Source organism: Streptomyces sp. (genome assembly GCF_035563135.1).
GTDB lineage: Bacteria > Actinomycetota > Actinomycetes > Streptomycetales > Streptomycetaceae > Streptomyces.
On the sequence record NZ_DATMVN010000568.1, the window covers coordinates 1 to 2,965 of the forward strand.

At 68.7% G+C, this 2,965-nt stretch carries 3 protein-coding genes; all 3 read right to left on the reverse strand.

Features of this window, described 5'->3' with window-relative positions; genetic code table 11:
- On the reverse strand, window positions 1-263 hold a 263-nt coding region (locus VN520_RS25290), incomplete at its 3' end, for a helix-turn-helix transcriptional regulator (RefSeq protein WP_325749242.1).
- 60 nt (window positions 264-323) lie between these two features.
- On the reverse strand, window positions 324-1,718 hold the full coding sequence (locus VN520_RS25295; protein ID WP_325749243.1) for an aspartate aminotransferase family protein: 1,395 nt from the start codon (window positions 1,716-1,718) through the stop codon (window positions 324-326).
- A 180-nt stretch (window positions 1,719-1,898) separates the two neighbouring features.
- Window positions 1,899-2,921: an adenosyl-hopene transferase HpnH gene (gene hpnH, locus VN520_RS25300; protein ID WP_325749244.1), complete on the reverse strand. Its 1,023-nt coding sequence runs from the start codon at window positions 2,919-2,921 to the stop codon at window positions 1,899-1,901.
- Between the last annotated feature and the right edge of the window lie 44 nt (window positions 2,922-2,965).

Sequence of the window (2,965 nt, forward strand, 5' to 3'; positions counted from 1 at the left end):
CCGCCGCGCACGATCGCGTCACGCTCGGGAGGCAGTTCGCCCAGGAGCTCGGAGACGGTCGTACCGTAGACACGGGCGAGGCCGAGGAGCATCGGCAGCGAGGGCTGCCTCCGGCCCGTTTCGAGCCGGGAGAGGTGGGCCGGGGAGAGGCCCGCCCGTCCGGCTGCGGTCTCGAGGGTGAGGCCGCGGCTGCGGCGCAGGTCGCGCAGGCGTGGCGCGATCCCCGGAAGCTCGTCGGCCACCCCTCCGTCAGGAGGATTCATGTCTCCATTGGGCCAGGACCTTTCCTCCGAGGCAAGTAATTTGCCTCAGAGGCAAACTCCTCAGCGATGGGCGACGGCCTGCTTCACCAGTGTCCTGCCGAAGTCCCACATCAGTCCGCCTCCGCTGTGCGCGTCGTCCATGACGGCGGTGAAGGCGGTCACGAAGCGATCGACCTCCGGTTCTCCGATGACCAGCGGCGGGATCAGCTTGATCACCTCCAGGTGGTCACCGGAGACCTGGGTGAGGATCCGGTGCTTCTGCAGCAGCGGCACCACCACCATCTGCGCGAACAGGCCCTTGCGCGCCGCCTGCAGCATCGCCCAGCGACTGCGGAGCTTGAGGGAGGACGGCCGGCCGAATTCGATGCCGGTCATCAGTCCGCGGCCGCGCACCTCGTGCAGCAGTTCGTAGCGGCCCACGAGCGCGGTGAGCCGTTCCCGCAGCAGATCACCGGTGCGCCGGGCGTTCGCGACCGTCTCCTCCTGCTCCATCACGTCGAGGACGGCGAGCCCGGCCGCCATGGCCTGGGCATTGGACCCGAAGCTGGCGGAGTGGACGAGGACCCGGTCCATGGACGAGTAGACGCGCTTGAAGATCCAGTCCCTGCCGAGCGTCGCACCGACCGGTACGTACCCGCCGGAGAGCGCCTTGGCGACACAGAGCAGATCGGGTTCGACTCCCTCCTCGTGCTGGTAGGCGTAGAAGTCGCCGGTCCTTCCGAGCCCGGTCTGCACCTCGTCGGCGATGAGCACGGCCTTGTGCCGGTGCAGGAGCTCCTGTGCCTCCCGCAGGAATCCGGGAGGCGGGGCGTGGACGCCCTTGCCCTGGATCGGCTCCACGACCAGCCCGGCCACATCACCGCGCTTCAGCTCACGCCGCAGCGCGTCGAGGTCGCCGAGCGCGATGGCCGTGTCGGGCAGCAGGGGCGCGAACCCGTCCCGGAAGCCCTTCTCGCCGTTGACGGACAGCGAGCCGGCCGTCAGCCCGTGGAAGGCGTGGTCGCAGTAGAGGATCCGTGGCCTGCCGGTGGCGTACCGGGCGAATTTGAGCGCCGTTTCGATCGCCTCCGTGCCGCTGTTGCCGAAGAACACCCGGTCCAGGTGCGGGCTGTGCGCCAGCAGCTTCTCGGCCAGCAGCCCGGGAAGCGGCTGGCAGTCGAAGCGGGTGAGGTCGGCGAGCGAGGCGTCCAGGACGTCGTGGAGCGCCCGGCGTACGACGGGGTGGTGCCTGCCGAGCCCCATCACGCCGAAGCCGGCGAGCATGTCGAGGTAGTCGTTGCCCTCGGCGTCCCAGAAGTACGCCCCCTCGGCCCGCTCGTAGACCTTGTCGAAACCGAGGGTGTGCAGCATCCGCGGCAGCTGGTGGTTGAGGTGCCGGGTGTGCAGCTCGTAGCGTTCGGCGCCCCGCTCCGCGAGGAGCCGCGTCAGATCGAAGTCCGGCCGTTCGTCCTTCATGCCCCGTTCCCCTTCTTCGGCGTGTTCCGCCCTCCCGCCGGCGCCGTCGGTCGCCGCCGGCCCGGACGCCGCCGGTGGATGCCGCCGGCCCTGGGACGATGCGGAGGGCGGCGCTCCGCGAACGGCCGGGCCGGCGGCACGCGGGGACCCGGCGCGACCGGCTCCCCCGTGGTCATGACGTCACCGGCTCCCGCCGCCGATGGTCTCCCGCGCCGCTCGCAGGGATTCCTTGAGCGACCCCATGGTGGCGAGCACCGCGGTGGGCTCGTACCCGCAGTGCGCCATGCAGTTGGCGCACCGCGGGTCCTTGCCCCGGCCGTACTTGTCCCAGTCGGTGTCCTCGATGAGCTCCCTGTACGTGGGGACGTATCCGTCGCTCATCAGGTAGCAGGGCCGCTGCCAGCCGAAGAGCGAGTAGTTGGGGATCGCCCAGGCCGTGCACGGGAAGTCGGCCCTGCCCTCCAGGAAGTCGAGGAAGAGCGGGGAGTGGTTGAGCCTCCAGCGGCCGCGGTTGCCGCCCGCGAAGGACTTCTTGAAGAGCTCGCGGGTCTGCTCGACCCCCAGGAAGTGTTCCTGGTCGGGTGCCTTCTCGTAGGCGTAGGCGGGCGAGATCATCATCTCGTCGACCTTCAGTTCGTCGTTGAGGTAGTTGAGGACCTCGATGACCGTCTGAGGGGTGTCGGTGTTGAAGAAGGTCGAGTTGGTCGTCACCCGGAAACCGCGGCGCTTGGCCTCCTTCATCGCCTCCACCGCTTCGTCGAAGACACCTTCCTTGGCGACCGACTCGTCGTGCCGCTCGCGCAGTCCGTCGATGTGCACGGCGAAGGCGAAGTAGGGCGACGGGGTGAACCTGTCGAGCTTCTTGCGCATCAGCATGGCGTTGGTGCAGAGGAAGACGTACTTCTTCCTCGCCACCAGCTGGCGCACGATCTCGTCGATCTGCGGATGCATGAGCGGCTCGCCACCGGCGACGGAAACCATCGGGGCGCCTGATTCCAGGACCGCCCCGACCGCCTGCGCGACGGGCATGCGCTGCTTGAGCACTCCGGCCGGGTGCTGGATCTTCCCGCAGCCCTCGCACGCCAGGTTGCAGGCGAACAAGGGCTCCAGCTCGACGATCAGCGGGAACTTCTCCCGCTTGCGGAGCTTCTGTTCGAACAGATACGTCGCAACCTTGATGGACTGACGGAGCGGCATGGCCATCTGGGCTCACCTCCTGGGGAGCAGCAAAGATCGGTGCCATTCGT

Bases quoted from the DNA above. Each gene is read 5' to 3' on its own strand.
- hpnH (WP_325749244.1), bottom strand. From the start codon at position 2,921: ATGGCCATGCCGCTCCGTCAGTCCATCAAGGTTGCGACGTATCTGTTC.
- VN520_RS25295 (WP_325749243.1), bottom strand. From the start codon at position 1,718: ATGAAGGACGAACGGCCGGACTTCGATCTGACGCGGCTCCTCGCGGAG.